The sequence below is a fragment of the Acidaminobacter sp. JC074 genome, from assembly GCF_022496765.1.
Classification (GTDB): Bacteria; Bacillota; Clostridia; order Peptostreptococcales; family Acidaminobacteraceae; genus JABXKX01.
Map to the genome: position 1 here is coordinate 1 of NZ_VANV01000069.1, position 1,119 is coordinate 1,119.

6 tRNA genes and 2 rRNA genes are annotated in these 1,119 nt (G+C 44.2%); all 8 read left to right on the forward strand.

Annotation, left to right across the window (positions count from 1 at the left end):
* The first annotated feature begins 223 nt into the window (after positions 1 to 223).
* Positions 224 to 340, forward strand: a 5S ribosomal RNA gene (rrf, locus tag EZV73_RS28230).
* 6 nt (positions 341 to 346) lie between these two features.
* Positions 347 to 422: transfer RNA gene (locus tag EZV73_RS28235), tRNA-Asn, on the forward strand.
* Positions 423 to 426: 4 nt separating this feature from the next.
* A tRNA-Thr gene (locus tag EZV73_RS28240) sits at positions 427 to 502 on the forward strand.
* A gap of 5 nt (positions 503 to 507) precedes the next feature.
* Positions 508 to 584 (forward strand) — tRNA-Pro (locus tag EZV73_RS28245).
* Positions 585 to 596: 12 nt separating this feature from the next.
* A tRNA-Arg gene (locus EZV73_RS28250) sits at positions 597 to 673 on the forward strand.
* 7 nt (positions 674 to 680) lie between these two features.
* A tRNA-His gene (locus EZV73_RS28255) sits at positions 681 to 756 on the forward strand.
* A gap of 9 nt (positions 757 to 765) precedes the next feature.
* Positions 766 to 841 (forward strand) — tRNA-Lys (locus tag EZV73_RS28260).
* 201 nt (positions 842 to 1,042) lie between these two features.
* Positions 1,043 to 1,119: ribosomal RNA gene (locus EZV73_RS28265) — 16S ribosomal RNA — on the forward strand; the annotation flags it as partial.

Below are 1,119 nucleotides of genomic sequence, written 5' to 3' on the forward strand. Positions count from 1 at the left end.
AGCTGTAAGCGTAGCAATATGTTTAGGTGATAGATACTAATAGGTCGAGGACTTGACCAAATAACGGCGTAGCGTAAGCGAAGTCGTATGAGCGATATCACGCAAGTGATTAGCGAAAGAGAATTGTAAAGCTTGAAATTCATATATGYAATCTTCAGAGAATATCTGAAAAAAACACTTGACAAKAAAGATCAAATTTGATATTATGTTTGAGTGTCAATTATCTGGTAACAATATCGTGAAGGCTACACCTGTTCCCATCCCGAACACAGAAGTTAAGTTTCACAGAGCTGATGATACTTGGTTGGAGACGACCTGGGAAAGTAAGACGTTGCCAGTTTAATATTCCAAGATAGCTCAGTTGGTAGAGCAATCGGCTGTTAACCGATAGGTCGTGGGTTCGAGTCCCACTCTTGGAGCCAATATGCTAGTGTGGCTCAATTGGTAGAGCAGCTGACTTGTAATCAGCAGGTTGGGGGTTCAAGTCCCTTCACTAGCTCCAATTATCGGGGTGTAGCGCAGTTTGGTAGCGCATCTGGTTTGGGACCAGAGGGTCGCGGGTTCAAATCCTGCCACCCCGACCATTTAAAAAATACGCGTTCATAGCTCAGCTGGATAGAGCAACGGCCTTCTAAGCCGTAGGTCTGGGGTTCGAATCCCTGTGGACGCGCCATATTACGGCGGTTGTAGTCAAGTGGTTAAGACACAGGATTGTGGCTCCTGCATGCGTGGGTTCGAATCCCATCAGCCGCCCCATTTTATTCTGGTCCATTAGCTCAGTCGGTAGAGCATCTGACTTTTAATCAGGGTGTCCCGCGTTCGAGTCGCGGATGGATCACCATTTTACTTTTTTAGAACATTGAAAACTGAACAGTATGAGCAAAATACAAGCATACCATTTCGAAAGAAATGGCCCAAAAATTCCGTTTGATTTCGAAAGAGATTAAACAACTTCAGGAATGAAGTAAAARATTCAAACCAAGTGRCGTAGCGAAAGCGAAGTCACATAACCAGTTGATAACGAGAGTTATTATCTTAAATTTTATTTAAGAGTTTGATCCTGGCTCAGGATGAACGCTGGCGGCGTGCCTAACACATGCAAGTCGAGCGAGAAGGTTA